At 59.3% G+C, this 25,011-nt stretch carries 18 protein-coding genes; 13 read left to right on the forward strand and 5 right to left on the reverse strand.

Annotated features, from left to right (window positions below):
- Positions 1 to 31: 31 nt before the first annotated feature.
- The 13 genes from NXC14_RS31760 to NXC14_RS31820 all read left to right on the forward strand — a co-directional run bounded on the left by NXC14_RS31760 (position 32) and on the right by NXC14_RS31820 (position 13,941).
- A complete protein-coding gene (locus tag NXC14_RS31760) occupies positions 32 to 1,042 on the forward strand; it encodes an ABC transporter permease (RefSeq protein ID WP_085781939.1) in 1,011 nt (336 codons plus the stop codon).
- Entirely contained in the window at positions 1,039 to 1,887 is an 849-nt protein-coding gene (locus tag NXC14_RS31765; protein ID WP_085781940.1) for an ABC transporter permease, read from the forward strand. Before NXC14_RS31760 ends, NXC14_RS31765 begins: the two co-directional genes overlap by 4 nt.
- Complete coding sequence (locus tag NXC14_RS31770; RefSeq protein ID WP_085781941.1) at positions 1,866 to 3,569, forward strand: ABC transporter ATP-binding protein; 1,704 nt, start codon at positions 1,866 to 1,868, stop codon at positions 3,567 to 3,569. Before NXC14_RS31765 ends, NXC14_RS31770 begins: the two co-directional genes overlap by 22 nt.
- Positions 3,566 to 4,657, forward strand: coding sequence for an LLM class flavin-dependent oxidoreductase (locus NXC14_RS31775; RefSeq protein ID WP_085781942.1), 1,092 nt, complete (start codon positions 3,566 to 3,568; stop codon positions 4,655 to 4,657). Before NXC14_RS31770 ends, NXC14_RS31775 begins: the two co-directional genes overlap by 4 nt.
- A gap of 138 nt (positions 4,658 to 4,795) precedes the next feature.
- Positions 4,796 to 5,899, forward strand: a complete 1,104-nt coding sequence (locus tag NXC14_RS31780; RefSeq protein ID WP_085781943.1) for an LLM class flavin-dependent oxidoreductase — start codon at positions 4,796 to 4,798, stop codon at positions 5,897 to 5,899.
- Positions 5,899 to 7,095 carry an acyl-CoA dehydrogenase family protein gene (locus tag NXC14_RS31785; RefSeq protein ID WP_085781944.1) on the forward strand — a complete coding sequence of 399 codons (1,197 nt, stop codon included), beginning with the start codon at positions 5,899 to 5,901 and terminating at the stop codon, positions 7,093 to 7,095. The genes NXC14_RS31780 and NXC14_RS31785 overlap by 1 nt, the downstream gene beginning before the upstream one ends.
- 2 nt (positions 7,096 to 7,097) lie before the next feature.
- Positions 7,098 to 8,093: a 2-dehydropantoate 2-reductase N-terminal domain-containing protein gene (locus NXC14_RS31790; RefSeq protein WP_085781945.1), complete on the forward strand. Its 996-nt coding sequence runs from the start codon at positions 7,098 to 7,100 to the stop codon at positions 8,091 to 8,093.
- A gap of 38 nt (positions 8,094 to 8,131) precedes the next feature.
- Positions 8,132 to 8,692, forward strand: a complete 561-nt coding sequence (gene msuE / locus NXC14_RS31795) for an FMN reductase (RefSeq protein ID WP_085781946.1) — start codon at positions 8,132 to 8,134, stop codon at positions 8,690 to 8,692.
- 269 nt (positions 8,693 to 8,961) lie between these two features.
- Positions 8,962 to 10,011, forward strand: a complete 1,050-nt coding sequence (locus tag NXC14_RS31800; RefSeq protein WP_085781947.1) for an ABC transporter substrate-binding protein — start codon at positions 8,962 to 8,964, stop codon at positions 10,009 to 10,011.
- 71 nt (positions 10,012 to 10,082) lie between these two features.
- Entirely contained in the window at positions 10,083 to 10,916 is an 834-nt protein-coding gene (locus tag NXC14_RS31805; RefSeq protein WP_085781948.1) for an ABC transporter ATP-binding protein, read from the forward strand.
- Positions 10,909 to 11,808: an ABC transporter permease gene (locus NXC14_RS31810; RefSeq protein WP_085781949.1), complete on the forward strand. Its 900-nt coding sequence runs from the start codon at positions 10,909 to 10,911 to the stop codon at positions 11,806 to 11,808. Before NXC14_RS31805 ends, NXC14_RS31810 begins: the two co-directional genes overlap by 8 nt.
- A 15-nt stretch (positions 11,809 to 11,823) precedes the next feature.
- On the forward strand, positions 11,824 to 12,828 hold the full coding sequence (locus tag NXC14_RS31815; protein WP_085781950.1) for a C-terminal binding protein: 1,005 nt from the start codon (positions 11,824 to 11,826) through the stop codon (positions 12,826 to 12,828).
- 48 nt (positions 12,829 to 12,876) lie between these two features.
- Positions 12,877 to 13,941, forward strand: a complete 1,065-nt coding sequence (locus tag NXC14_RS31820; protein ID WP_085781951.1) for an LLM class flavin-dependent oxidoreductase — start codon at positions 12,877 to 12,879, stop codon at positions 13,939 to 13,941.
- Between the two features lie 389 nt (positions 13,942 to 14,330).
- Here NXC14_RS31820 and NXC14_RS31825 read toward each other — a convergent pair whose 3' ends face one another.
- The 5 genes from NXC14_RS31825 to NXC14_RS31845 all read right to left on the reverse strand — a co-directional run bounded on the left by NXC14_RS31825 (position 14,331) and on the right by NXC14_RS31845 (position 24,935).
- Complete coding sequence (locus tag NXC14_RS31825) at positions 14,331 to 14,642, reverse strand: type II toxin-antitoxin system RelE/ParE family toxin (protein ID WP_012490253.1); 312 nt, start codon at positions 14,640 to 14,642, stop codon at positions 14,331 to 14,333.
- Positions 14,639 to 14,890, reverse strand: coding sequence for an antitoxin (locus NXC14_RS31830; protein ID WP_004669942.1), 252 nt, complete (start codon positions 14,888 to 14,890; stop codon positions 14,639 to 14,641). The genes NXC14_RS31825 and NXC14_RS31830 overlap by 4 nt, the downstream gene beginning before the upstream one ends.
- A gap of 594 nt (positions 14,891 to 15,484) precedes the next feature.
- Positions 15,485 to 23,770 (reverse strand): hypothetical protein, encoded by an 8,286-nt coding sequence (locus NXC14_RS31835; protein ID WP_085781952.1) that lies wholly within the window; start codon positions 23,768 to 23,770, stop codon positions 15,485 to 15,487.
- A 1-nt stretch (position 23,771) separates the two neighbouring features.
- On the reverse strand, positions 23,772 to 24,125 hold the full coding sequence (locus tag NXC14_RS31840) for a hypothetical protein (RefSeq protein WP_085781953.1): 354 nt from the start codon (positions 24,123 to 24,125) through the stop codon (positions 23,772 to 23,774).
- A 282-nt stretch (positions 24,126 to 24,407) separates the two neighbouring features.
- A complete protein-coding gene (locus NXC14_RS31845) occupies positions 24,408 to 24,935 on the reverse strand; it encodes a hypothetical protein (protein WP_245362242.1) in 528 nt (175 codons plus the stop codon).
- Between the last annotated feature and the right edge of the window lie 76 nt (positions 24,936 to 25,011).

Genomic DNA, 25,011 nt, shown 5'->3' on the forward strand with positions numbered 1-25,011 from the left:
CCGGCCACTCAACAGATACAGAGGTGATGGCATGAGCAAAGCCTATTTCAACTATGCCGGAAAACGACTCCTGCAGGCAATCGTCGTGATCCTGCTGTCTTATGTCTTCACCTTTGTTGTCGTCAGCATCCTGCCCGGCGATCCGATCACCAATGTCCTGAACAACCCGCAGAATGGCTTCACCCCGGATGAGATCAAGGAGATCATCGCGGCACAAGGGCTGGACAAACCGATCCCCGTGCAGCTTTGGAACGCCTTTTCCGGTTTCGTGACCGGCGATCTCGGTCTGTCGATGCGGACCAACCGGCCGGTGGCGACGCTGATCGGCGAGGTTCTGCCGTCGACGCTGGTGCTTGCCTCGGCGGGCCTTGCGGTTGCGCTTTTGCTCGCGGCAATCATCGCCTACGGCACGCAATTTCTGCCGCGGCGGTACGGCCAGGGACTGCTCCGCGGTTTCCCCTCGTTGTTCCTGTCAGTGCCGAACTTCGTGATCGGCCTGGTGCTGATCCACCTCTTCGGTTTCCAGCTCGGCGTCTTTCGCGTCATCGAGCCCGACAGCTTCTGGGCAACGCTTTTCGCAGCGATCGCCCTCGGCATCCCGATCTCGGCGCAGATTGCCGAAGTCCTGATTGCCAATCTCGACCATGAGTCCGGCCAGGATTACGCCGCGGTCGCGCGCGGACGAGGGCTTGGTCAGATGCGGCTCTTCGTCATGCACCTCCTGAAGCCGTCCTCGTTGCCCGTCATCACCGTCGTCGCACTGACGATCGGCGAATTGCTCGGCGGGTCGCTGATCACCGAGACGGTGTTCGGGCGAAACGGGCTCGGCAGCCTGGTCCAGCGGTCGGTCAGCACGCAGGACCTGCCGGTTCTGCAAGCGGTCGTTTCGCTCGCGGCCGTGGTCTTTGTGGTCGTCAACCTGATCGCCGACCTCACCTACCCGCTGCTCGATCCACGCGTAAAACTTCTCGGCACGCAGCAGCGTCGCCCGACAACCGCTGACGACAGCTCCCTCCCGATCTCCAAGGCGGTGACCCCATGACGCTCGCCGCCATTTCTTCCACGCCACGTACGACGCTGATCGGCCGTCTGACGGGCCTGCGTGTTCCAGCCGTCGTTATCCTCTCGTTCCTGATCGTCGCTCTGGCGATCGCCTGGTCCTTGGCGCCTGGCCTGTTCACCGGCTACGATCCGGTGAACGGCACTCCCGCCCAGAAGCTGCTCGGCCCAAGTGCGGCGCACTGGTTCGGCACCGATCACCTCGGCCGCGACCTTTATACCCGAGTCGTCTATGGCACAGCCTCATCGGTAACCAGCGCGCTGATCGCGGTCGTGATCGGCGTTGTCGCCGGCGGAATTATCGGGCTCCTTGCCGGCTTCTTCGGCGGCTGGGTGGACACGGTCTTTGCCCGCCTCGTCGATGTTTTGTTGGCCATCCCCAAATTCCTGCTGGCAGTGATCGTCGTCACCGCGATCGGTTTCGACACGACGAACGCGGCAATCGCGACGGGCGTCTCGGCCGTTGCCCTTTTTGCCCGGGTGATGCGCTCGGAAGTGATCAAGACGAGGCAGGCAACCTTCGTCGAATCGTCCTTTCTTCTCGGCGGGTCGCGCTGGCACATTCTGTGGCGCCACGTGCTCCCGAACGCATCGCGGTCGGTGCTGCCGCTTGCAGTCCTGCAATTCGGCGATTCCATCCTGGTGATCGCCAGCCTTGCCTTCCTTGGCTATGGCGATCCGCCACCTGCTTCCGATTGGGGCCTGCTGATCTCGATCGGCAAGGATTACCTGAAATGGCCCTGGCTGGTTTACGCCCCGGCCCTCGTCACGATCGCAACCGTCCTCTCTGTAAACAGGATCAGCCGATGGCTCCGCAAGACAGACTGACCACGCTTTCAAACCCTCCGTCGCCCCCGCTGCTGCGGGCCGATGGATTGTCGGTCGCCTACGGCACCCACAGGGTCGTGAGCAATGTCGGCTTCGAGCTTGGACGCGGCAGAAGTCTCGCGCTGATCGGCGAATCCGGATCGGGCAAATCGACCATCGCCCGCGCCGTCCTGCGGCTGCTTCCCGCAACGGGACACGCCACCGGCCGCGTCGAATTCGATGGCCAGGAGCTTCTGGGGCTTCCGGAACGCCGCTTCCGCCCCTTGAGAGGACGCAGGATCGGCTTCGTGCCGCAGGATCCGGGCAATTCGCTGAACCCGGTCCGCACGATCGGCGCGCAGGCAATGGAGGCAGCCGCACTGCTGGACGAAACGGACAAGGCGCTTCGCAAGGCACTCGTTCTGGATACATTCGCGCAGGTCGGGCTCGACAATCCGCAGCGTGTCTATGACTCCTACCCTCATCAGCTTTCCGGCGGCATGCTCCAGCGCGTGCTGATCGGTCTCGCCGTTCTGCCGCGGCCCGCGCTGCTGGTCGCAGACGAGCCGACCTCCGCACTCGATGTGACGATCCAGAAGCGTATTCTCGACCTGTTGTCGAAACTGCAGGAGGAGCTGCAGATCAGCCTTCTCCTGATTACCCATGACCTGGCGATCGCAGCCGAGCGCGCGGAATCCATTGTGGTCCTCAAGGACGGCGCCATCCAGGAAGCCGGCGGCACCGCGACAGTATTCTCCGCCCCCTCCTCATCCTACGCCAGAAAGCTCCATGGCGATGTGCCGGCGCTCAATCCGGACCGGTACAGGCCGTTGCGAGAGCCTGGTTTCCGGCACCTCAGCGCCAGGCGCGAAAAGACAGCGAAGATCGAGGTCAGCGGCGTAACGAAGAGCTTCACCGTCGACGGCAAGGTTCTGACCGCCGTCAACGACGTCTCGTTCGAGGTTCAGGCGGGAACGACGCATGCGCTGGTTGGCGAATCCGGATCCGGGAAGACGACAGCGATCCGGCTTCTGCTCGGGCTGGAGCAACCCGATACCGGAAAGATCGCGGTTGGCGGCGAACAGGTGAACGGTCGATCCCCCGAGCAGCTTCGCTCTGTCTGGCGGCACCTGCAGCTTGTCTATCAGAACCCGTTCACGTCCCTCGACCCGACCTGGATAGTCGAGAAAATCGTGCGCGAGCCCCTGGACCGCTTCAAGATCGGGACACATCAGGAGCGGGCGCTTGCGGTGCGCAACGCGTTAGCAAATGTCGGGCTGGGCGAGCATCTCTTGTTGCGCAAGCCCGCTGCCTTGTCGGGCGGCCAACGCCAGCGCGTTGCCATTGCCCGGTCGCTTGTCCTGAAACCTGACGTAATCGTGCTTGACGAGCCTACTTCGGCGCTCGACGTGAGCGTCCAGGCCGACATCGTCGAAGTGCTGCTGTCGTTGCAGGTCAAGCTCGGCCTCACCTACATCTTCGTGTCGCACGATCTTGCGCTTGTACGCCAGCTTGCCCACACGGTCTCGGTCATGCAGCGCGGACGCATCGTCGAACATGGCACCGTCGGAGAGATCTTCGACACGCCCCGCCAGCCCTATACCCGCTCGCTGCTCGAATCGATCCCGTCAGGTGCGGCGCGTTTTGCGCGCACCCAGCCACTGCAGCACCGGCAGATCTTCAATGAGGAAAAGATCGCATGACCGTCATCGCCCCCGCCCCGGCGCCGTCTACGTCATTCCGTCCGAAGAAGCGGCTCGGCTTCAACACCCGCGTCTCGTTCAACGATGAAACCGGTCCCGCCCACGGCTTGCGGGAGGGCATCGAGCTTTTCAAGGCGGCCGAACGTCTGGGCTATCAGTCAGGCTGGGCCTATCAGCGGCATTTCGACCACTATCTATCCTCGCCGCTGCCCTTCTTTGCTGCGGTCGGCCAGCATACCAGCCATATTGTGCTGGGCTCGGCCGTCATTCCGATGCGCTATCAGGATCCCATCCTGCTGGCGGAAGCCGCAGCAACGACCGACCTCCTGATCGGTGGCAGATTGGAACTGGCGATCTCGACCGGCGCCAACGCAGCCTTCGACGCCGTCTTCGGCGCGGTGGAAACCGATGCCCGGTCGGAAGCCAAGCGGCGTCAGGCGCGTTTTCTGTCCGCGATCTCCGGCGAGGTTCTGCACACCATCGCAGAACCCGGCCAGGGTGCCGCCGAAGGCACTCAACTGAGGGTGACGCCGCATAGTCCGACTCTGCGCTCGCGCATCCGCCAAGGTTCCGCGAGCCTGGGATCAGCGATCCAGGCTGCCGAACTCGGCATCGGACTGATCGCCGGAACCGTACAGCACGACCACGCCGAGGGTGAGAGCTTCGGAAGCTATCAGGCCCGTTGCATCGAGGCTTTCCGGGACACCTGGCGAAAGCAGCGGACAAGCGAGCCGCCAGCTGTGGCCGTGGCCGCCTCGGTCCTCGTCGGCACGACGCCCGAGCTTCGAGAGAAATATGCGGCCTATGATCTCGAGCGTCGTACCCAGGGCATTGCCGCATCGCGGCCGAAAGGTGCTCTTGAACCGAGTTCGCGAGCCAACCAGCCGCCGGGAAGCCAGATTTCGCCGGTCTTCCACGGCACAGCGGACCAGGTGATCGAAGCAGTGCTCAGCGATCCCGGGCTCGCTGCGGCTGATGAGATCGTTCTCTTCCTGCCGCCGGCCTTCGGCCTCGCCGAGAATATCCAGCTGCTGACCGACCTTGCCGGCACCGTCGCCCCGAGCCTCGGCTGGTCGCCTAATTGGTAGAACCTCCGCCGGATTTAACGCCAGCAGCCGCCAATTAGGGATATTTTCTATAGTTTGAATAGAAATAGAAAGACCTGTCTTCCTTGGCCTTTATCTGCGGCCTAATTTCGACCACCATCGATAATCAGAGGAGCTCCCATGTCCGCGGAATTCATCAGCGTCACCTTTCCCAACGCCTCGAACGACCTCGATCCCATCCCGGACGCTCCGGTCGATGTCCACTATCTCGAGCGCTACGCGCGCGCCCTCGACGACTACGGCTTCAACTACACTCTGATTCCCTACTCCTCCTCCTCCTTTGACCCCTTTACCCTTGGCGCCACCATTCTGGCGCACACGAAACACATCAAGATCATCGTCGCGCTGCGGCCCAATACCATCTACCCGACAGTCGCCGCCAAGTCGCTTGCCACGCTTGACCAGTTGAGCGGCGGACGCGTTGTCGTCCACTTCATCGCCGGCGGCAGCGATGACGAGCAGGCGCGCGAGGGCGACTTCCTTAACAAGGAGCAGCGCTACGAGCGGCAGGAGGAATATATCCGTATCCTGCGGCTTGCATGGAGCTCAACCGAGCCCTTCGATTTCGACGGCAGGTACTACCAGTTCAAGCAGTTCCGCAGCGCCGTTCGTCCGACGAACGGGACCATCCCCATTTCGGTCGGTGGGTCGTCGGACGCCGCCTACCGGATCGGCGGCTCGCTCGGCGATATTTTTGGCCTGTGGGGCGAGCCGCTGGCGGAAACCAAGCAGCAGATCGAACGCATCTACGCCGAGGCAGCGAGAGCCGGCAGAACCGACCGGCCGCGGATCTGGGTGACGTTCCGTCCGATCGTTGCGGAAACCGACGAACTGGCCTGGGAAAAGGCTCACCGGGTCCTCGACCGCCTCAAGGAGAACCGGGAAAAAGGCCTTCATCGCGCGCCGCCGAGCGCCCCGCGTCCCGCCAATGTCGGATCGCAACGGCTTCTCGACATTGCCGCACGCGGCGACGTCCATGATCGCGCTCTGTGGTATCCGACGGTCACGGCGACCAATGCCTCCGGCGCAACCACCGCACTCGTCGGATCGCCGCGCACGATTGCCGATTCGATCCTCGATTATATCGATCTCGGCGCCGACCTGATCTCTGTCCGCGGCTATGACAACTTCAACGATGCCGTCGACTACGGCCGCTACATCCTGCCGCTGGTGCGTGAGGGGATACGTGAGCGGGAAGAGGCAAAGAAGAAGGCCGCGGCCTGATGGTGGCCCATGACACGCCTTTCGATCCAATCCTGCTGAGAGCAACGACGCGTGCTCTTGCGGAAGCGGCCCCCGAGGCGGACCGAACGGGGGACTTTCCATGGGCAGGCATCCGTACAGTTCATGAAAGCGGCCTGCTCGAAAGCACCGTCGCAGCGAGATATGGAGGCGCCGGCGCAACCCTTCACGAGGTCGCGACGATCCTTGCGGCGCTCGGCCGGGGTGATCCTTCGGTCGCGCTCATCGCCGCGATGACGATCTTCAACCACCTCGGGCAGGCAACGAAAAGCCATTGGCCGGAGGATCTCTACAGGCGCCTCCTTGCGCAGGCCAAAGAGCATCCGCTACTCATCAACGCCGCGCGCGTCGAGCCCGAACTCGGCTCGCCCGCCCGCGGCGGCCTGCCGGCGACGCTCGCGCGCCGCACCGCATCCGGCTGGTCGATCACCGGCCGCAAGCGGTTCGTCACCGGCGCCCACGGTCTGACGCATTTTCTGGTCTGGGCGCACACCGATGAGGCGCCGGCTCGCGTTGGAACATTTGTCGTGCCGAACAAGCTCCCGGGCATCCGCGTCATCGAGAACTGGAACAGCCTTGGCATGCGCGCCTCCGGCTCTCACGACGTCGAATATTCCGATGTCGAGATCCCGCTCGAGAACGTGATCGACCTCGTCGATCCCTCGGTTGCGCAGCAGGATAATCGCGCCCATGCGGCAATCACGCTGGCGCTGACCGCGCTTTATCTCGGGGTGGCCGAAGCCGCTCAGGAAGCATTCAGCCGCTTTGCCCACGAGCGGGTACCGACCAACCTTGGTCATCCGATCGCACGCACGGAACGCTTCGTGACGCTCTCCGGCGAGATCGATCTGCTCGTGTCCGGTGCCCGGCAGATCATCTTCGATGCGCTAAAGGACAAGCATGCCGATGCTGAAAAACACATAAGGGCCCGGTTGATGGCAGGCAGGCAGCTGCGCGACGCGGTTCAGGTTGCCGTTCGCGGGATCGGCAATCCCGGTCTCGGAAACGAGCTGGGGCTGGAGCGCCACTTCCGCGACATTCAGTCGGTGCTCGTCCATGCCCCGCAGGAGGACACGTCCATCTCCATTCTCGGGCGGGCAGCGTTCGAACGCTGGAAGAGCGACAAGGACGCGCCGTCGACTCCTGCCCTCAATGTCACCGTATTGAAAACGGCCTGATCATGACACGCTACATCATCATTGGTGCCGGGGCCGTCGGCGCGAGCCTTGCGGCCGAGTTCGAAACCCACGGGATCTCCTATGTCCTGGTGGGGCGCGGCGCGCAGATCGCACATATTGCCAGGCACGGCCTTTGCTATCGCCGGCCGGCGGAAGACAGGATCGTCCGGCTGAACACCGCCGATACGGCCGCACCGCCGGCGCTCCGAAGAGATGATATCCTCATCCTTGCGATCAAGGCGCAGGATGTCGAAGCCACGACCGAGTTCTGGGCCTGGCGGGATGTCGAGGGATCAGGCTTCGCATCAGAACTGCCGCTCGTGACGCTGCAAAATGGACTGGCTGCGGAAGATATCGCTCTGCGGCGCTTTGATCGCGTTTATGCGGCCAGTATTCGCATTCCGGCGCGCTACACGGTCACCGGCGAGGTCGTCGTCGGGGGCGAGCCGAATGTCGGCATCGTCGCCCTTGGATGTTACCCTGCAGGTCTCGACGATACGGCCCTGTCGATCGTTGCGGATCTTGCGAAGGCCGGCTATCTTGTCGAGGCGCGTCCAGACATCCGTCGATGGAAGGCTGCCAAGCTTGAACACAACGTCACCAATGCGGTCGAGCTGTTTGCCGGTCAGCCCGAGCTTCGTTCAAAAGCGGCAGCGAGCCTCGCGAAAGAGGCACGCGCTGTTCTCCTGGCTGCCGGCTATGATCCGGCCGCACCTTCGGAATGGACGATCGACATCTCGTCCTGGCGCGTCGCACCAGAGAGCGGCATAAAGCCCGGCCAGCAATCGACCTGGCAAAGTTTCACCCGTGGCACCACAAGCGAAGTTGATTATCTCAACGGCGAAATCGTCAGGCTGGGCCGCATCCATGGGGTAGCGGCTCCTATCAACGCAGCTTTCCAACAGGCTGCCGCGCGGCTTGCACTGGAAGGCCGCCAGCCGGGCACGAGAGATATAGCCGAGTTCTACCCGATCGTTGCCGGCAGGGCTGCACTTTAGGCTGTCTGCTATCTTTCAAACCGACCGAAAGGAAGAACATGGGAACCCCAAGGATCGTCGCAATATCCGGAAGCTTCAGCCGGCCCTCGAAAACCACAGCGCTCGTGCAGCATGTTGCCGGACGTGCAAGCGATCGCTACGGCTTTGATAGCGTCACTTACGACATGGTCGATATCGGACCATCGCTTGGTACTGCGCTTTGGCGCAAACAGCTCGACGACAGGGCTCAACATGTCCTCAAAGAGATCATCGCTGCCGACATTCTGATCATCGGTGCACCGACCTATAAGGGCTCCTATCCCGGCCTCTTCAAGCATTTGATCGATCTTATCGATCCTCATGAACTGAGGTCGAAGCCGATCCTCATCACGGCCACAGGCGGTGGTGATCGCCACGCGCTGATGGTGGAGCACCAGCTTCGTCCCCTATTCGGCTTCTTCATGAGCCACACCTTGCCCACTGCGGTCTATGCATCGGATCGAGACTTCGCGGACTACGCCATATCATCAGAGCAACTCCTCAAACGCATCGACGAAGCGGTCGGTGAGGTCGGCGCCTTCTTTCCTACGACAGTGGCCAATCGTGCGGCCGCCGAGTGAAACGTTGCTACATGAAGGCCACCTGCAAACTGACTTTCGACAAACTGCGAGCGGCAGAGACGGCGAGGCGTGCTGATGAATTTGCGAAAATAAGGGCTTTCGAAGGATTCTGATTTCAACATGCCCCCGAAAATGAAATTTCAGTGTGTTGATAGATTTTATCGAGATTAATAGCCTCTAGCGATCTCACGCGCCTCTTTCAGGGGATGCATGAGGAGACATGCGAATGCATGACTTTCGAGATCTCAACGCCTGTTCCAGGAGCACGCATGCCGCCGCGTCATTTGCCAAAAAACCGCCGCCATCTCAATTGGCGTAACTCGTTGTTCGCCGTTGGGGCGTCCCTCGGTCTCATCGCGGTGCTGGCGCCCGGGCAGGCTGCGGCCGAAGGAAAGATCCGCATCGCTCAGCAGTTCGGCATTTCCTATCTGACGCTCGACGTCATTCGCGATCAAAAGCTCATTGAAAAGCGTGGTAAGGAAGCCGGCCTCGACATTGACGTCGAATGGACGACAGTGTCCGGCGCGACGGCAATGAACGAAGCGCTTCTATCCGACAACCTCGATATCGCCGCGGCCGGCGTGCCGCCGGCGCTCACCACCTGGGACCGCACCAAGGGACATCAGGACGTCAAGATGGTCGCAGCCCTCGGCTCACAGCCCAACTACCTGCTGACGACCAATCCAAATATCCATTCGCTGAAAGACTTCGGGCCGAACGACCGGATCGCGGTGCCTGCGGCCGGCGTGGGATTCCAGTCCCGAACGCTGCAGATTGAAGCCGCCAAGGTCTTCGGCAAGGACAATTTTCAGAAACTCGACGATATCACCGTCAGCCTGCCCCATCCCGATGCGACCGCGGCACTGGTTTCAGGCGGGACGGAAGTGAACTCGCATTTCTCCTCGGCACCTTTTTACTATCAGGCGCTGCAGGGCAACAAGGCAGTTCACAAGGTCATCAGTTCCTATGATATCCTTGGCGGTCCGGCGACCTTCAACGTCCTTTATGCCACGACCGCTTTCCATGACAAGAATCCGAAAACCTATGCTGCATTCTATGCAGCGCTTCGCGATGCCGCTGATTGGATAAGCACACATAAGGCTGAGGCCGCTGATACTTTCATCCGCGAGCAAAAATCGAAGCTCTCGCCCAAACTCGTGCTCGATATCATCAACGACCCGGAAAACGACTTTTCGATCGTGCCCAAAAACACCTTCATATATGCCTCGGAACTATACAAGATCGGCGTCTTGAAGAACGAAGCCAGCTCATGGAAGGACTACTTCTTCCCGGAAGCACATGGCGACAACGGCAGCTGACCACTCATCGGGCAAACCTGATCCTGCAATAGCGCGGCCTTGAAGGCCGCGCAGAGCATTTGCGAGATAGAATGGACGGCACATCAACCGCATCCGTGGGCAATACAAGTCATTCGGCGCAAACGCCGCTTCTTGCGGTCGAAGGCGTTACATTGGAATATGTGGCGCCGGGGCGGATCGTGCGCGCGACGCAGAATGTCAGCTTCGACATCTGGGAAGCGGATCGCTTCGTCCTGCTCGGCGCCTCCGGCTGTGGCAAATCCACCCTGTTGAAGGCGGTCGGCGGTTTTATTGCGCCGAGCAAAGGACAGATTCTGTTGGACGGGCGCCCTGTCAGGGAGCCGGGACCCGACCGCGTAGTGGTCTTTCAGGAATTCGACCAGCTGCCGCCGTGGAAGACCGTCCGCGAGAACGTGGCGTTTCCTGTTCGAGTCTCCGGGCGCCTCGGCCGGAAAGAAGCTCTCGAACGAGCGGACTATTATTTGGAAAAGGTCGGGTTAGGTCGTTTTGCCGAAGCCTATCCGAGTGCACTCTCAGGCGGCATGAAGCAACGGGTCGCGATTGCGCGGGCGCTTGCAATGGAGCCACGGGTCCTGCTGATGGATGAGCCCTTTGCCGCGCTTGATGCGCTGACCCGGCGCAAGATGCAGGAAGAACTGCTGGCGCTGTGGGAGGAGGTGCGCTTCACTCTGCTGTTCGTCACCCACTCCATCGAAGAGGCGTTGGTCGTCGGCAACCGTATCGCGCTGCTGTCTCCGCATCCGGGCCGCATGCGCGCTGAGATCAACAGCCACGAATGGAACCTGCAGAGCGGTGGAAGCTCTGAGTTTCAGTCCGCCGCGACGCGCATTCATCGTCTTCTGTTCGACGAAACGCCCGGTGCAACGGAGAGCGATGATGAGTGACACTGCTACCGCTGGCCCTGGCGCAATACGGCCGACGCCTCCGATCCGACCTGAATACGAGCGAATACCCGAACCAATCACTGGCAGTTCCATCGAGCGGCGCGTGTCGCTGCCGCAGCGCCTCTGGCAATATGCCTGGCTGCGAAAGGCCCTTATCCTGATCTTTCTCGCTGTTATGTGGGAGATTGTCGCAAGACTTCAGGGAAACGACCTTCTCCTGCCGTCGTTCACAGACACACTTCACGCCTTCTTCGAAGATATCGGCAATGGGGTTTTAGCTGGCCGGGCGGCAAACTCCATCGATATTCTGGTCAAAGGCTATGTCGCGGGTGTCGTTCTGGCATTTGTCCTGACATCGCTTGCCGTATCCAGCCAACTCGGCCGCGATTTCCTGTCGACGTTGACTTCCATGATCAATCCTCTCCCGCCTATCGCACTTTTGCCGCTCGGACTCCTGTGGTTCGGGCTCGGCCAGGGAAGTCTCATCTTCGTGCTGATCCATTCGGTGCTCTGGCCGCTTGCCCTGAACATGTATACGGGCTTTACCAGCGTACCGGAGACCCTGCGCATGACGGGCCGCAATTATGGTCTGCGCGGGTTGCGATACGTCTTCCTCATTCTTGTGCCGGCTGCCCTCCCGTCGATCATCGCCGGCCTCAAGATCGGCTGGGCCTTCGCGTGGCGGACATTGATTGCTGCGGAACTTGTCTTCGGCGCATCCTCAGGCCGCGGCGGGCTTGGCTGGTACATCTTCCAGAACCGCAACGAGCTCTACACCGACCGGGTGTTCGCGGGCCTGATGACGGTCATCCTGCTCGGCCTCCTCGTCGAGAATGTCTTGTTCCGGCAGTTGGAACGGCGAACGATCCTGAAGTGGGGCATGACGCGATAGCGTGATTGGCAAACAATGATGACACAGAAAAAATACGTAGTCGGTATCACCGATCATATGATCGGCAGTCCAGATCTGGAGGCCGAGGTGCTCGGCCAGGATGTCGAGATCGATTTTTTCGCGACCACGGACGAGACGCTGTTTGACCCAGATCGTCTGGCAAAACTCGACGCGTTGATGGTCTGGGGCGCACGGCTTGGTTCACCCAGCATCTCCCACCTTCATCGCTGCCGCGGCGTAGTGCGTTATGGCGTGGGCTACGAGAAGATCGATCTTGCGGCCTTGGCAAACGCCGGCATTCCGTTTGCCAACAATCCCGATTACGGCACCGAAGAAGTTGCCGATCACGCGATCGCAATGATCCTTTCGCTCCATCGCCGCCTCTGGGAACATGATGCCCGTGCTCGCGGCTATACATCCGGTTGGCAGGTCCATAGCCTCAAACCGCTTTCCCGGTCGAACCGCGCAACCGTTGGCGTTATCGGCGTGGGACGGATCGGCACGGCGGTCGTCAACCGTCTGAAGCCCTTTGGCTTCCGCATTCTAGGGTACGATCCCGGTCAGCCGCCCGGCCATGAGAAGGCTGTCGGTTATGAGCGCGTGGAGGCCCTAGCGGATATTCTCGCCAAGTCGGATATCGTCACCCTTCATTGTCCGGCAACCGCTGATACGCGGGGCATGCTGGACGCTGACGGCCTTGCCCAGCTGAAACCAGGGGCAATCCTTGTCAACACCGCTCGCGGAGAGCTGCTCGGGGATCTCGACGCCCTGGAAGCAGCATTGCGCAGTGGCCATCTTGCAGCTGCGGCGATCGACACGCTGGCACAGGAACCACCCGGCCAGCATCCCCTGCTCGTTGCATGGCGAAACCGTGAGGACTGGCTTTCTGGACGGCTTGTCATTAGCCCTCACAACGCCTTTTACTCTGACCATGCGGCTGTCGAAATGCGCACCAATGCAGCGCGGACCGTTAGGATCCTGCTCGATGAAGGCAGGTTGCGAAACCGTGTTACGGCCTGATCACCATGCAATTTTCCACGATCCAATCCGAACGATCCAGGCTCCACCATGACCAATAGCTCCGAATTTCTGTGGTACATTCCAAATGATGTGAAGGCCGGGCACAGGGGCGATGCCGCCGCCGAAAATCACAACAGTCTTGAAACATTAACTGCCCAGGCGAGGGCACTCGAGGATCACGGCTGGAAAGGGGCGCTTATCGGGACGGGCTGGGGTCGCCCCGACACCTTTACGATCGCAGCAGCACTTGCCGCGCGCACCACCACGTTCGAGCCCCTGATTGCTGTCCGCCCCGGATACTGGCGCCCAGCGAATTTCGCTTCCGCTGCGGCGACGCTCGATCAACTGACGGGGGGTCGTGTTCGGGTCAATGTCGTCTCCGGACAGGATGACCTTGCCGCCTATGGCGACGACGAAGGCGATCAGACGCAGCGCTATGCCCGTACGAAAGAGTTCATGCGGCTCATCCGCCGGCTGTGGACGGAAGAGAATGTCACGTTCAATGGAGAGCATTTTCATGTGGCCGGTTCCACCGTTGAACCGCGGCTCGATGTGCGAGGCCACCGCCGCCACCCCAAAATCTACTTCGGCGGCGCCTCCGAGGCTGCCGAACGGGTGTCTGCAACCGAAGCCGACGTCCAATTGTTTTGGGGCGAGCCGCTCGATGGCGTAGGTGAGCGGATCGAGCGTTTGAAGACCCTCAGCAAGGAGCTGGACCGTGACCTCGCGCCCTTGGAGTTTGGGCTGAGGATAACAACTTTGGTCCGCGACACCAGGGAGCAGGCTTGGTCAGATGCGGAGGCAAGAGTTGCTGCGATGGCCGAGGGCAGAAGCGGTAACTGGAGCGATCATAAAGCTGGCGCGGTCGGCCAGAAGCGATTGCTGGACCTGCACAAGCGCGGCGATGTGCTGGATGATAATCTTTACACCGCTCCAGGCAAGTTCGGCGGCGGCGGTGCTGGGACGACATGGCTCGTCGGTTCGGCAGAGGACGTGGCAGGCTCCCTGCGCAAATATCGGGATCTTGGTATTAGCCATTTCATCCTATCCGACACCCCATATCTGAAGGAGATAAAGCGTCAGGGTGATCGGCTGTTGCCGCTTCTGCGATAGCATTCAGCGCGCGGGTTTGTTTGACGTTTCTGATGGAAAGCTTGGTATGGCAATGGTTTTGCAGTTAATGGGATTAGAACTGCAGATCCAGTTATTAGCGGTCGGCCGTTGATGGAATCGAAGATCTACCTTCAGCTGTGCCATGGACGCCTTGATGGGATATGAACCGTCGACCGTGCTGTTTTGATCGTGCGCGATAACAATAATTTACTGAACTTGCGGTCAGCCATCGACGACCATAACCACCCGCCTACCGGTGGGAGCCGCAGCAAAACCAGAGCGCGTCGTTAGAATTGGGGCTCTTGACGCGAAAATAATTGGCGATGCGAAGGGGTGCCGCTTTATCGGCAGACCTGCCAGCACTGCGCAATCTCACCTTCGTCCAAAGATCATTCGTCCAGACGACCAGCCAAACGCTTCATGAGATCCATCCGCTCATGAAAGATCGCTACGATCAAAGCGGGCGCACCCTCGCGAGGCAGACAAAAGACGTAGTGATGTTCGCACCGCGCCATTCGTAATGCCGGATGAAGCGCGCTCATATCCTTGAACGGACCCTTGCCTTCAGCGAGATTTGCAATACCTCGCTCCAAAGCTGAGACGTAGCGGCGCACCTGAGCAGTACCCCATTGCGCCCGCGTGTAGCGAATTACAGAACGTAGATCGGATTCCGCGTCTGCCGTAAGGATGTAGGCTGTCAAGCACGATCCTCGGCAATCTCCTCATCGAGGATGTCGCCTACGGTTTTGGTCGATAGTTTTCCCGCGAGCCCGTCCTTGATGCGCGTGTTCATCAACGTTTTCAGCTCCTGCCAGGCCCGATCTCCATCTGTGTCGCCAGGAAATAGGCGCTCGAGTGCATACTGTTTGATTGTCTTGCCCTGCAAAGCTGCCAGCGCCTTCAGGCTCTGATGTTGCTGGTCCGTTATGTCGATCGTCAATCGGCTCATCGAACTACTCCCTGAACTGAAAACCTACATTAGCACATATGTGGGTATGTGGCCACCGCACAATGTCTCTGAACCAATTCAGCAGCAGCATTCGCTATCACTCCACTCATCACGTATCGCTTCGGTGGGGGAACCGTCGATCTTCAAATGGCTGCAGTTCAAAGGAATCGAACCGGAGACGGCTCGCCGGAAATACCTATGTGTTTGGCGACCGGTGTTTTTTCCCTTCTTCGGCACACGGCCACTTCCAGTCGATCCATTATGCGATCTTCTTCGCCCAGAACATGAACACAACTGCAACAGAGCAGACGCTTGCCTCGAAAACACTAGATGGGTTTCCAACGGCTCTTGACTAGGCAGTAGCCGGCCATGCAGTCCCAGGCACGAAAATCCTATTCCGTCGCCCTCGCCTGTGGCCTCCATCGGAGAGCCGTAAGGTAAGGGCGAGCAGGGCGGAAGCCACCCCGCAAGAGATCCACGCTAAGCGACCGCTCTTGATACTGCGTCATGCATGCTCCGATTGAGACCTCCGCGCGAGGCAAAATCCGGTCGGACGCCGCTGAAAACGCCGCGACCGGAGATCCCGCATCATAGTCATCCGAACGTGAAGTTGCTGCTGCTCAACCCTGAAGCCGCCGACGAGAAGGCCGCAAGCTGCTTGGCTGCCGCAGAACCGTTGCCATCCGGATCCCACGAAATGCCCGTTGATGTAACCATGAAGTAGCCGTGAGCGGCATTCGGCGCGCTTGCCGAAAACGACAGGTACGACGCTACGTTCGAACCCGCCGGAATCCCGAAGCTAGCCGAATCGAGCTGGATCATATCCCCCAATGTCGGCGAGAAATCGGTGATGGTATCGACGCCTGTCGTGTTTTCCAAAAGGAACCAGTCGGCCCCCGCTCCACCGGTCAAGGTGTCGTTACCGGCACCCCCGACAATGTAGTCGTTACCGTCCCCACCATTGATCGTGTCATTGCCATCGTAGCCGAGAGCCAGGTCGTTGCCAGCACCCAGTTTTATGGAGTTCACGTCCTCGGTCCCCCAGATGGTATCGTCACCGTCGCCCGCCTCGACGTTTTCGAAGGCGCCCTGCGCCAACGCGTAAGTCAATGATCCGGGACCCGTGAAGACGAGAAGGTCAATCCCGTTGTCGCCTGAATACCACGTGTCGTACTGATCGATTTCGATGCGGTCGTTTCCGTCCATGCCCTGAAGGCTGTCGGCCCCGTCGCCACCGATTATGATGTCGTCGCCGCCGAAACCTTGGGCGAAATCGTCACCCGCGCCAAGTTTCATCACGTTCGCGCCGTCGGTACCGTAAACGATGTCGTCCCCGAAGCCACCTTCGACATTTTCGAAGGCGCCCTGCGCCAGCGAATAGTCGAGGCGACCATCACCGGTGAACACGAGCGTGTCGGTTCCGTTGTCGCCGGAATACCACTCATCATACTGGTCGGCCTCGATGCGATCATCTCCATCGCCTCCCATCAAGGAATCTACGCCAGCGCCACCGTTGATCGTATCATTGCCACCCTGTCCGAAGACCGTGTCGGCGCCGTCTGTACCATATATCCGGTCATTGCCAGCGGTCCCGTATAACTGCGCGACTGTCGCATCAATGAAGCTGAGGGTAGTGCCATCGGCGAACTCAAATTTCTCGATGTTCGTACCCATATTGGCAAGCCTGAGTTCACCTGACTTCCCGCCCTTCGACCACGTCAAGCGAAGTGCATTGCCTTCTGCCGGCGTGCTGGTTCCGTTATAGTCGTAGTAGCCGACTGTCAGATCGGACAGATTCAGATCGCTGAATACGATCTTATCAGTTCCACCTGTTGACGTTTCGGCGGCAGCCTTGATGAAGACCTGTCCGTTGGCCTGCCGATAAATGTAGACGTCGTTGCCGGCACCGCCGTTCAGGTACTGCCAGGCGCCTGCAGTCGTCGCGCCCGCGTCGAGCACGTCATTGCCGGCACCGCCAGTGATCGATTCTGCCGCGGCGGTACCCAAAAGATAGTCGTTGGTCGTGCCGCCGGTTATCCGGTTGGCGACATAGGACAGTGACGTGAACGTTCCGGTGGTGACGCCCAACGACTGGGTGATAACATTAACCGTCGTTCCGCTGTCCAGATACTGCACCTCGAGGGTCTTTCCACCTGACGAATTGTAGGTCTGCTCCACCCGAGTCCAGGGATTTGCATTAGTCGGATCATATACCGTCGCACTCCGGATCACATTGAAATCGTCGAGGATCTCCTTCGAGACAATCGCGCCGCTAGCGGCGACGTAGGTCGTCCGAGTGGAGGTTCCATCAGCAGCTTTTATCTGCTCCTGGAGTTTCTTCCCGGCACCATCCACCGTCGTACTCTTGAGGATATTGCCGATCGGATCGACATCGACGGTGCGCGTCTGAGTGACAACGCCGCTGCTGTTTTTGGTGACGGCGACCTGCGTCACGGCGCCGCTCGGCTTCGTCGTCGTGGTTTCGCTATACTCGTAGACGCCGTTGTTGTCCGCGTCCTTGTTAAGAAGGGTCACGACGCCGTCGTGGCTCGTCTGGAAAAGACCTTTCGCCTTGGTGGTGCCATTGGCATTCGTTTCGGTGATCGTCGTGCTGATGCTGCCGTCGATCTGCCGGGTGGCGACCATGGTCACTTCGTACCGACCGTCGCCGTCGATATCCATCCGGGTGGTTTTGATCACTCCGTCAGGGCTGGTCGTGGTTTCCGTCGCAGCCGGAACGGCGTCGTTCCAATAGATTTCGCCGAAACGCATCTGCGACGTCTTACGTGCCGCAGCATTGTTTGTGACCGTTGTCACTCTGGTACCAGACGCCAGCGTGGATTCGCGCACAACCTGATCGATGACGCCATCACCATCGACATCCGTTTCTTCGACGAACGACAGGCCATCCGCGCTTGTGCGGTTCTTGGTCGCGGACCTGATTTTGCCAGTCAGGAGATCGATTTCGGTGGTGACGATCTCCTTCCCGCCGTCCGCGAAGAACGCGTTCTTCTGCATCCGGCGAGTATCGAACGTACCGTCCCCGTTCTTATCGACGTTGATGACCTTTGAAAGTCGGTCTGCCGCCTCTGTGCTTACCGTGCGGCTTGCAACTGTCGATCCCGAGGAATAGTTGGTCACCGTCAGAATGGTTCTGCCATCGTTTGTGGCCACCGTCTGTTCGCGTTGATCGATGCTGCCGTCGCCATTGGAGTCGCGATCAATCGTCACTGTGCGTTTGTCGCCCGAAACCGTCGTGGTCGTGGCTTCGATCACGGCGTTCGATGCATTCCGAACTGTTTCGGTCTCGATCGTCCCACCGTCGGCAAGCTGCCGCATGACTGTTGTCGTCGTGCGATTTGCGACGCCGGCGATGCCCGATACGTCCTGGGTCGTGACCGTCTTTCCGTCAGCACTGGTCGTGGTCGTCACCGTTGACAAAACAGCATTGCTCGGCCCGCTCGAAGCGACAACCCTGGTTGTGCTTCCGTCCGTGTTGAGCGTCGTCGTGTCCGTCTGCGTGTGGTCGAAGCTACTGTTACCGTCGAGATCAAGCTTCGTGGTCACGACGAGACCGTTCGCACTCGTAGTCGTTTCCGTCACACGGATTGCCTGCGAGCCTTTCGTCTGGATCTCGGTCGTCCTCTTGCTCCCGTCGGCATTAAGTACGGTCGTCTTGCTGCGTCCTGCGGTATAGGTTCCGTTCCCGGTGTCGTCCCATTGCTCTGTCTCGACGAGACCATTTCCGCTGACAGTAAGGACTTCGCGGCCCTTGACGGCCCAATCGCCGTTCACCACTGCCCGATATTCAGTGCTGCGAGACGTGCTTCCATCGGCATTCAGCGTGGAAGTCTCTGTGATCTTCTTGTCCGCAGTGCCGCTGCCGTCGGTGTCGAAAGACGTTGTCGTCACCAGTCCATCGGCGCTGACGATCGTCGTCCTGCTGCGCAGCACGGTTTCGCCATCGCTCTTGTAATCGGAACGCGTTTCAACCCGAGTGCCATCGTTTGCGCCCTGGGTGACGATGGTCTGGTCTTTCGCTCCATCACCGTTCAGGTCTTTCGTCACTGTCACCGTCTGGTCGGCGACATTGGTGGACGTCACGGTACTGCTTTCCACCGAGCCATCGGCTTTTCGATAGGTTTCGGTCAGGACGGTATTGCCGCTCTGAGCGATCGCTCTCGTCTGCTCGAACGAGCGCAGGGTATTGAGACTGCCATCGGCAAAGGTTGTCGTCTTGGAGAGGCCATTCGCCGCTTCGACGGTCGTGGTCCGTTCGGTGAGCGTCGAAGCTCCCGTATATTCGGAACGGATGGTCGTCTTCGTGCCATCATTGGCAATCGTCACCGCTGAAGCCCTTGAGAGGTCAACCGTCGAGTCCCCATTCAGGTCCACACTCTGCGTGACAGAGAGTCCGCCTCTCGCCTTGACGACCGTGCTCTTGCTGAGCGTCGCACCGGCTGCTCCGAGCTCGGTAACCACGGATGTCTGATCGCCGTTCGCAGCAATCGTCTCATCAAGTCGGCGATCGGTCGTGCCGTCCCCGTTCTCATCGAAGGTCGTCGCGATGGTCATGGCGTTCGCACTGGTGCTCTTGCTGACCTTGCTCACCAAAGCAGAATTGCCCGCACGCTTTTCCGTGACCTCCACGGTCGAACCGTCCGCGTTGTAGGTCTTGGAACTCGCTGTCGAGGAATCCGTGGTCCCATTGCCGTCGGCGTCGAGGGTGGCGTTGACAGAAAGGCCGCTTGCAGAGGTGGTTGTCGTCGAAATCGAGGTTGTGGTCGTGCCTTGCTTGGCGGTCTCGGTGACGGTCTTCGATCCGTTGTCGTTGATGACTGCAACTGAACTCACAGTCGCGTCGCTGGTCCCGTTGCCGTCGAGATCCGTTTGCGTCGTCGTCGAGAAGCCGTTCCCGGACGTCGTTGTGGTAGCTCGGCGCAAAAGCGTTCCGTTGCCAGACAGAGCCGATACGACGTTGACATTGCCACCGTCGTTCTGAAGCGTCATGACCGAAGTGGTCGTAACATCGGTCGAACCGTTTCCGTCGAGGTCCTTTGCCTCCTGCTTGCTCAAGCCGTTGGCGCTCGTCGTAACCACCGTCTTGGTAAGCAGAACACCGGTGTCGGAAAGCTCACTGGCATCAACTGTTTTCGACCCGTCCGCCGCGATGGTCGTCGTCTCGGTGAAGTCGGTCTGTCCATCGCCGTCGCTGTCTCGCGTCACCTGCACCAGGCGGCGGTCACTGCTAATCGCCGTCGTTTCCTTTTGGACCAGGGAACCATCACCGCTCTTGACCTCTGAAACGATCGTCTGGCTGCCGCCAACGTTGAGCGTGGTAACGGAGCTATTGATCTGATCGAAGACGCCGTCGCCTGTGACGTCGCTGGAGCGGGTAACGGTGAGGCCCTCCGCGCTGCGGCCTTCGACGGCCTTCTCGATGAGCGAACCGTCGTTGCTCCGACGCTCCACCGTCTGCGTTGACGACCCGTCGCCATTGCGCACGGTCGTGTCCGAAACCACCTCGTCAGAGAGATTTCTTCCGTAGTGGTCGAACCGCGTGGTGGTGCTCAGGCCGGAGGCAGACGTCGTCTTCACGGTGCGTGCAATCAGGGAGCCGTCGGCAGTGGTCGCAGTCGTCGTCTCAGTGACGTTTCCGCTGCCATCCCTGGTGACAGAAACCACCTGGTCGGTCGCGCCGTCTCCATTGCCGTCGATGGTGATCGACCCGACGAGACCGTCGGCTGCCCGTTGCTCAACTGACTTCGACAGGAGAGCGCCGGAACCGCTCTTGGCCATAATTGTGCGCGTCTTGCTCAGATCGCCGGCGATTGTCGTCACGTCGCTGGAGTTTCGATCCGTCAGATTGTCCCCATCCAGATCCGATGCGACCGTTTTGACCAACCCGTTGGAGGAGACGGCCGTCGTCGTTTTGCCGAATGTCCATCCGTTGCGGGAAAGCTTGGTCTCGACTGTCGTCGATGTATTAGATGCATCCTTCGACGTCGCCGCCGTTGTTGTGAAGTCGTTGACGCCGTCGCCGTTGGCATCAAGCGTCTCCGACCGGGAAAGGTTATCGGCTGCGATCGTCGCTTCAGTTTTCGATAGAAGGGTTCCATTGCCCCCGGACACGCTGTCACGCTCGACGCGCGTACCATCGCCGTTGCGAATAGTCTGGTGCGTGGCGACGCGTTCGAAAAAAGAGTTTCCATCGGCGTCCTGGCTGACAGTCCGCGTGAGACGATCCGCGCTAGCCACCGTGGAAACCTCGCTGATGGTCGAACCGTTCTGTGCCAGTTCCTGCACGGTGATCGTCAAGGAACCATCCACGCCGGTCGACCGCGTCTCGCGCTCGGTGGTAAAGCCGCCGCCGAGTTCATCGCGGTTGATGGTGATCGTCTTACCGTCAGCGCTTGTTGTAGTCGTCTTGCTGTCAAGCACGATGCCGCCGCCATTCCGATTTGTCTCGGTGCGCGTGCGCGATCCGTCGCCGTTTACGACGGTCTGATCCGCCAGCACGCGATCAACGACCCCGTCGCCATCGTTGTCAAAGCGGGTCGTCACCAGCAGACCATTGGCACTGACCGTTCGGCTCGTTTCGGAAACAAGAGTGCCGTCCTTGGAGAACGCCTTGCTTACGACGGTAACGTTACCCGAGCCATCTGTCGACGACGTCTCGGTTACCGCAAAGCCGTCATCATCGAAGGTAAGCGTAGCGGTCGCAGCCGTGCCCGTCGTTCCGTTCGTTCTTGTGAACGTTGTCTGGCCGTCGATCGACGAACCTCCATCGAAATCGATCCTGGTTTCGTCGACGTTGAGGTTGATAGACTGGATGCCAAGTTGAGCCAGGGTCTTCGCGGTTATCGTGCCGTCGGCGTTCGTCACCATGACCTTGAAGCTCGTCCATTGAGCGTCGCCGGCATCAAGATGCCCGTTGCCGTTGGTGTCGAAAACCTGTCGCAGGGCCTGCATGTCGGAACCTGCGGACGGGTCCCAGTCGGTCAGAACGACCTCCTTCCGGCTGGAGATCTTGCCATCGCCGTCGGCGTCGATGATCAGAACGCCATCGCCGGCGCCGACCCATGAAGTCCGATGCTTGTAGCCGTCGCCGCCGATATCGATGAACAGATTGGAATCGGCCCTGTCGGAAATGGAAATACCATTGCCGTCGAGATCGAGCAGCACAGGCTTTCCGGAACGACCACTCCGGCTGGAGCCGTTCTTGCTTGAGTTGTTTCTTGAGGACGAGCTCGTGGTTTTATGGCTCGACGATGATGAATCGCGGCCGCCCCCTTTCCCTGAAGAACCAGCGCTGGACTTTCTGCTGGTTATCGTTGACGGGGAGGACGTCTTGACGCTGGTTTTTGAAGGAGTTGTGGTGGTCCCTTTGACAGAGGTCGATGACGTATTCGTCGTCACCCGTTCCGCGCCGCCGCCCTTGCCGCTTGAGCCTGTCCGCTGATTGTCGATGACCCGGCTGATCCATGTACCTTTACCGGGATCGCTCATGTCGAAGCCTGCGTTCTTTGCTTCGCCATAAGCAGCGGCCATCGCATCCATGCGGCTCGCGCCAGCCGCGACCGCCGCGCGTGCTGCCGCTTCGACCCGGGCAGAACCACTTGCGGAGTCACCTCCGTGCGAATTAATAAAGTTCGAATAAACGTTCTTGTTAAGGGAAATAGCACGGCCTGAGGTCGTGAACCCGGCAAGCTTTCCCCCTCCAACGACGTCGACGCCCCTTGCGGCTCGTCCGAGGCTCCTGGCATAGTCTTCCGGAACGCCAGCAATAAGTGCTTTCACCTCCGCAATCTTTCCCACGATCTCTTCGTGAGCCCATGCATAGGAAATATTGTGAACCCGCACACCGCCGGCCACATAGGTGTGAAGGTCTTCAACCTCGAAATTATATGTCTGCCAAGCATCCAACTCGGTGAGCTGAAGCGCCGTGGCACCCGCGCTCATGGCGCCAGCTACTGCTCGCTCAAAAAGATGCGCTGTTTCGGCGCAGTAAACAATTCTCTCTGCGGAGACTTGTGCCGTTTTCCCAGATGCCAACACGATGGTGGCCACCCCGGCATCGATCATATCTGCCAATGAGGGGAAGTTTCCGAGTTCATCGAGAAAATGATGTCCCGGCGTCGCGACGACTTCGCGAGGCTGGCCGTCGTCCACCCATTTCAGTCTGATCCATTCTTTCGTAACATTTCGGAAAAGTCGCGTGACGCGGCGCGAAACGAGACGCCCTCGTCCGCTTTCAAGGGACGGATCGAAAGCAAGCACGAAATCGCCAACTTTGATGTCAGAAATTAGTTTGAATGAATTCTCACCGACTTGAATGCGCGTGTGAGCTGGAAAGCACTTCACATCAAAGTAGTCTGCTCTCGGCGGCCCAGCTTGCGTTTCCATATTTATTGTATTAACGATTTGAAGAAACTCCAAAGTATCATCCAAACCGGTCGCCGGATGCATGATCTCGTGGTTTACAATATGCTGGATTGTGAAGTTTGCGTATTGGCCGTCGATTGTTTTGTACTTATTGTTTAACTGGCTTAAATTAATATTCACTATGCCGACACCAAAAAACGCTCTCCCACCGGATGGCGGTCCAAGCTTGGCGTCCATGATGTTCACAAGGTAGCCACCAATATCCGACTTGCTTATGATGCTCCGGGCGGTCGGTGAGGTGTTCAAATTGTTCAATGTTATGTAGACATCGCGGGCTTCATTGATTTGTTCCCAGCTGCTGATTACCGTTCCGGCTTGATATCTTATTGAGACAGGCTTCCCCGCCACCGACAGCGACATACCGCCATCTGACGTAAGGATGTCCGCAAGTGTGGTCAGGTTTCTTCCAGTGTCGAATGGCGTAACTATCGGCATTTCAATCCCTCCCAATACCCAAAGCTTCTCTGAAAATTGCTCCTTCCGCCTCCACCTCTTCCGAGGACAGCGGTTGCTTGATCACAACGCAACGCCCATCAAGGTAAACGCAACTAGGTAAGCCTCCCGTCCGATCTGTAACAAAAAAAACAGTATTAGGAGTTATATTGCCAAGTATGTCTTTTTCCTCTTTCGAGATAAAAAGAATACCTTCTTGAATTTTATCGTCGTGCTCGTCAATAATCTCAACGTGATAATAGGTTTCCAAGCTTATGTCGCGTAGGCTGGTGGGTCTTTCAAACTGAAACACACGCCTACCATCTTTGTATTCCGTCAGGAGTATTGGTTTATACATTTCTACCGCCTACTGTTGGGCGCCACCGTGACTGAGTTCAATTTCACCACGGTCACTACGCAGCGTTGCTGCGCCACGCCGCGTTCATTAGCCCGTCAAATGACTACGCTTGCGTCGAGTGGCGCCATTTGAACGATAAATTGCACTGTCCTCACCCTGGACGTCGTAGTCGTGTCGATGCAATCCCTCGCAGCCCCTTTCTCCGGGCAGTTGCCGCCGCAGGCTCCTTTGCCAACAAGCACGTGCGTATCGACAAGGATTTTATTGTGCGCCGACGCGCATCTATACGACATAAGCGCCGCCGACGTACCGAGCCCCCGCCGCCTTCATCAACCTATCCGTTGCTTCAATATTCGATCCGGTGGTGACATGGATGAACGAGTGGCTGGCATTGAGTGATGCCGCCCACTGACGGATGGCGCCAACGAGCGCCAGGAAGATTTTCGCACGCCGGACCGGCCCTAGATCGAGATCGACTGCGATGACGTGCACCGTCACGAACAACGGCCCATCGGAGAGCATGTAGGAGTCAGCGATAGCCCATGCGACACCCACCGCTTTCCCGTCCCATTCGGCCATCGGAGCGATCATCCTCGGAGGCCTTGAGAAGATCAGATCGTAGTGCTCGTTGAGCTTCCAGTCGGAAAAAGGCTGGTCGCGGAAAACCGTCATGGCGTGATGCTGCCTCAGGATTGCCCTGACATTTTCCGCATCTCGCGGTTCCAGGACGCGCACACGCAAGCCGCCGGAAACATTCACCGCCTGCTTCCCAGGTTCGACGTCGGTTTCCGGAATTTTGAGGGTATCCAACTTCATTTCTCCTGCGGCGATCCGTCTTCCAGCGATGCGAGCGGCCTGAAAAGATCACGCTCTGATTGTATCGTCA

It is taken from the genome of Rhizobium sp. NXC14 (assembly GCF_002117485.1).
In the GTDB taxonomy this organism is placed as follows: domain Bacteria; phylum Pseudomonadota; class Alphaproteobacteria; order Rhizobiales; family Rhizobiaceae; genus Rhizobium.

Bases quoted from the DNA above. Each gene is read 5' to 3' on its own strand.
- NXC14_RS31760 (WP_085781939.1), top strand. From the start codon at position 32: ATGAGCAAAGCCTATTTCAACTATGCCGGAAAACGACTCCTGCAGGCA.
- NXC14_RS31765 (WP_085781940.1), top strand. From the start codon at position 1,039: ATGACGCTCGCCGCCATTTCTTCCACGCCACGTACGACGCTGATCGGC.
- NXC14_RS31770 (WP_085781941.1), top strand. From the start codon at position 1,866: ATGGCTCCGCAAGACAGACTGACCACGCTTTCAAACCCTCCGTCGCCC.
- NXC14_RS31775 (WP_085781942.1), top strand. From the start codon at position 3,566: ATGACCGTCATCGCCCCCGCCCCGGCGCCGTCTACGTCATTCCGTCCG.
- NXC14_RS31780 (WP_085781943.1), top strand. From the start codon at position 4,796: ATGTCCGCGGAATTCATCAGCGTCACCTTTCCCAACGCCTCGAACGAC.
- NXC14_RS31785 (WP_085781944.1), top strand. From the start codon at position 5,899: ATGGTGGCCCATGACACGCCTTTCGATCCAATCCTGCTGAGAGCAACG.
- NXC14_RS31790 (WP_085781945.1), top strand. From the start codon at position 7,098: ATGACACGCTACATCATCATTGGTGCCGGGGCCGTCGGCGCGAGCCTT.
- msuE (WP_085781946.1), top strand. From the start codon at position 8,132: ATGGGAACCCCAAGGATCGTCGCAATATCCGGAAGCTTCAGCCGGCCC.
- NXC14_RS31800 (WP_085781947.1), top strand. From the start codon at position 8,962: ATGCCGCCGCGTCATTTGCCAAAAAACCGCCGCCATCTCAATTGGCGT.
- NXC14_RS31805 (WP_085781948.1), top strand. From the start codon at position 10,083: ATGGACGGCACATCAACCGCATCCGTGGGCAATACAAGTCATTCGGCG.
- NXC14_RS31810 (WP_085781949.1), top strand. From the start codon at position 10,909: ATGAGTGACACTGCTACCGCTGGCCCTGGCGCAATACGGCCGACGCCT.
- NXC14_RS31815 (WP_085781950.1), top strand. From the start codon at position 11,824: ATGATGACACAGAAAAAATACGTAGTCGGTATCACCGATCATATGATC.
- NXC14_RS31820 (WP_085781951.1), top strand. From the start codon at position 12,877: ATGACCAATAGCTCCGAATTTCTGTGGTACATTCCAAATGATGTGAAG.
- NXC14_RS31830 (WP_004669942.1), bottom strand. From the start codon at position 14,890: ATGAGCCGATTGACGATCGACATAACGGACCAGCAACATCAGAGCCTG.
- NXC14_RS31835 (WP_085781952.1), bottom strand. From the start codon at position 23,770: ATGCCGATAGTTACGCCATTCGACACTGGAAGAAACCTGACCACACTT.
- NXC14_RS31840 (WP_085781953.1), bottom strand. From the start codon at position 24,125: ATGTATAAACCAATACTCCTGACGGAATACAAAGATGGTAGGCGTGTG.